The 3,773-nt window shown below is 58.5% G+C and carries 3 protein-coding genes; all 3 read right to left on the minus strand.

Translation table 11 applies throughout. The annotated features are described in order from the left end of the window. Positions 1–1,652: 1,652 nt before the first annotated feature. Complete coding sequence (locus AC1D06_RS42140; protein ID WP_477991466.1) at positions 1,653–2,018, minus strand: hypothetical protein; 366 nt, start codon at positions 2,016–2,018, stop codon at positions 1,653–1,655. Position 2,019: 1 nt separating this feature from the next. Next, positions 2,020–3,267 (minus strand): hypothetical protein, encoded by a 1,248-nt coding sequence (locus AC1D06_RS42145; protein ID WP_477878634.1) that lies wholly within the window; start codon positions 3,265–3,267, stop codon positions 2,020–2,022. 120 nt (positions 3,268–3,387) lie between these two features. Continuing rightward, a partial coding sequence (locus tag AC1D06_RS42150) for a COG4705 family protein (protein ID WP_477991468.1) occupies positions 3,388–3,773 on the minus strand: 386 nt, incomplete at its 5' end.

Genomic DNA, 3,773 nt, shown 5'->3' on the forward strand with positions numbered 1-3,773 from the left:
CCATAGGGACAGCTTGAAAATCTCTATCTTCCATACTGCTGCGTCTGTTTTCACAACCGGTCTTCCTAGAGCAAACCTCGGCAAATGCGAAAGGTTCCCGGACGGAGCACTTTATCGCGTTGGCTGATCGAGTGGCCACATCCCGGAAATGAAGGGGAGCTGCAACCAACTTATTTCATCGACTTAATATGAGAGGTCCTGTTATTTTGCGGGGCAGCATGGGATTTGGCGAGAATTTCGCCTGATGCGCTGCCGTGAATTCTCAGACCGAAAAAGTATATATTTTTGACAACTTAAACCTAAAGTATATAGTCATTTCCAATAACTGATCCTGATTTGGCTCATACAATTCGGGGCTGCCTCTATAGCAATTGCCTGGAAAACAATTCGTCCGCAAATTTTAATAAACTCTTTGGCTGGACAAGTACGAAATAGCTGTCATTGTGCGGTATCGGACAAATCAGGAGTAATGCCGAATCGCTGGCGACACTCTCGAATTTCCGCGTCGGACGATCTCTGTCGCGCTCAGAACCAGCAGCCCGGAAGCTGTGATGCCTGTTGGAAAGATTTCTGGTTAGTTTGCCCTGTGTTTCAGTAAAATTCACCCATCCAACGCCTCGCGGAGTTTCCCGTCGCGGGCTCGGTGACGATTTGGCGCGACGCCAAGATCAACTATGATTTCGGGAGTTCCCGACAGTAGCGACGGCAATTCGGTCCATCGGCGCACGATACGCATCGCCAAGGCGCAGCGATCCCGCGCCACCAGTGGCAAGATTTGAATTCTGAGCGAGGAAGCAGCGCAGGAGAGGCTTCAACTGTTGCGGTTGGAAGCCATAATGACGAGACGCCGAAATTTGCGGCACCTTAGTTATTGCGTACGTGTCGGTGATGGGGCGTATCAGCAGCCGCGGCAGAGAAGCCTTTGCCGTGGCCGGGACCGGCAGAGCGCGGCGGCACCTCTGCTGGTCCCCTTAGATATGCTCTAAACCTGAACGCGCGAGCCATCATCGGGTGCAAGCGGAGAAAATCACTGTTGGCTGCATCGTTTGACGCGGCGGACGTCGCTTCAACGACGCTCGTCTGACCGCACCTTTGACGCCTTCTCACGCTCCAGACGGAGACGGGCACTCTTGGCTTGCTTGGCCTCGATTTCCTTTGCCTTGATCTCTCGGAAAACCCGGTCCGTCTCAGCCAAACGCTGCTCTGTCCTATTGTCTGTCACTATGCAGAAGCTCCCCTAGCAGAGAGGAACTCTGCCGGCGGCAGATGGTTCCTCTGCCGGATCTCTGCAAGCCAAGAGCGACCTTTTGAACCATCACGGCCTGCCGGGTTAGGTCAAGTGACTGAAGGTGCCTTCTTCGGGACTGGTAACCCCATTGACGGAGGGACCGAGCGCGCCAGTCAGGTTGCCGCGCTTTTAAAGCGGTTTGCAGTTCGATGTTGGAAATCCTGGTGGGCGATGTCTTGGTACGCGTTGGCAACGGTGTCGATCCCGATCATCTGGCGAAGATCGTTCGAGCGGTTCGCAAGGCATGATCGCCTCGAAGGTTACCAACGCAACGGCAGTCGAGACCGCTGCGACAGTCGGCATGATGGGAGTATTGTTCGCTGTACGTTGGAAGCACGCAAGCGGCCGAACACGCGTCACGCTTTCACTTGCCGGAGGATCGAGAATTGCCTTCCCTGCGCCCTGGTTCTTCGTCCTCAATCCGCCGATCATGCTCAACGATCGCACACCGGCCCTCGCGGGTGAGCCAGAAGAAGGTCGAGGACTTTCCGCCCAGCCGCCAGCTGAAGACTGCATAGGGCGTACCTCCGCAGCCGATCAGGCCTGCGGCCAGCAAACGGCCGGCGGCTCCGTCAAGTGCCTCTTCGGCGAGACCAGTGGCATGCAGCAGAGTTTCCCAATCTATGCCATGGACGCTCGTGTGGCCGGCAGCGCTGGAGATCGAAAAGACATCGAACTCCAGGCTGTGGGCAATGGCGTCGAGCACATTCTGGTCGCTTGCAGAAAGCATCTCAGAGCTTGCTGTCCGACTCCCAGGAGAAATCCTTGTGGAACCGGAGCCCGATCACATTGGTCGTCACGCCATCGAGGCGCGCATGGCTGAAGCCTGCATCGAGGCGGAATTCGCCCGTCGCCTCGGTCTTGAAGATCCGGCCGAAGCTGGCGGTGAGGTTGTAGTCCGCCGGCCCCGGCGCACCGAAGCGGTCATGGTAAGCTGCGACGGCGGAGGTGATCCAGTCGCCCTGCTGGAATTCGAGGCCGATCGTGCCCGCCGCAGCATTCCTCTTGAAGCCGCCTTCATGGATGAAATAGGCCAGTTCCGCGATTGGCCTCAGCGCACGGTCGTCGCCAAGGTCGATGGAGGTCTGGCCGGCGGCAAGAACATCCCATTCATCCGGCACGCCGCTTTGCTTCGCCGCGAGCCGCCTCAGCGCGACGCGCCAGGTCGGCCCGACCACCTCGTCATCGGCGTTCTTGGTGCTGTATTCATAGCCGAGGGAAAAGGATTCCGGCATGTCGGTATTGCCGACGCGATAGTCCTGCCAGCGGTAGAGGCCCCGGTCGGTGAACAGCGAGCGGCTGAGCACGCTCGGATCGGAGGTGAAGACCGAGACGTGGACGATCTGCTTGGTGATCGCCGCGTCGTCACCGGTGCCGGTCGTGTTGTCCGACAGGAAAATATCGGCGGCGAGGCCGAGCGCGCCCTTGAAGTCGTAGTTGCCGGCAAAGTCCTCGCCGTATATGCCCGGCGCCTCGTCGGTGGCGATGCCGAAGAAGGGATCGATCTTGCCGAGCGAGAACCGCACATGACCAACGGTCAGGCCGGCATAAAGCTCTTCGGCGTAAAGCCCTTCGCCATGGAAGGCATTGAAGCGGCCGTTGATCGGATCCTCGACCGGTTCATAGACGAAATGGCCGACCAGCCGGAACGTGTCGGAGAGGTTGACGGTGATCTCCGGCTCGACCGTGGCGAAGACAGCCGACGTATGCGGCCTCCCAAGGCCGTTATCGCTTTGCAGCTTGCTCTCGGTTTCGATCGCGATCAGTGGTGTGCCTTCGTCCGCCTTGTCGCCCTTGTCATCCGCAGCGGATTTGTCATCTGCCGCAGATTTGTCATCTGGCGCAGACTTGTCATCCGCCGCTGGCTTGTCGTCGTCGGCGGTCACGGCGTCGTCGGCGCGAACGACCGCCGGCATGGAAAAGGCGGTGAGCAGCGTCAGTCCGGCGGCCGCAGCGCGGACGGATAATGAAAATGGCATGCGGGTTCCCCTTAGGAAGCGGCCGATCCGCCCGGATCGGCTAAGATGATGCGTGGAGAGTTTTCAGCGGAAGGCCCAGCATTCATTGCCGGGCCTTCCGCCTGCCCTGACTTGAGAGGATCAAGAGAATTCAGGGCTGGCCGTCTGGCCGTCGACAGAAACGCGTTCGGGCACATAGACCCAGGACATATAGGCCACGGTAACGATAATGATGGCGAGGAAGAGCACGCTGGTGACGATTGTGCCGAAGCCGAGGCCGCCATATTCGCGCGGCTGGGACAGCAGGTCGCCGATCGAGGCGCCAGCCGGCCGGGTGAGGATATAAGCCAGCCAGAAGGCGAGGATACCGTTCAGTTTCAAGAAGTAATAGGCCGCCGTAATCGCGCCGATGATGACAGCAAAGATGATTGCGGTCGTCAGATAGCCGAACTCGAACTTCTCAGCCACAAGATCGCCCGCGGATGTTCCGAGCGCGAAGGTGAAGAGAATCGCCAGCCAATAAAAGG

This window comes from Rhizobium sp. P2_G2, from assembly GCF_056403555.1.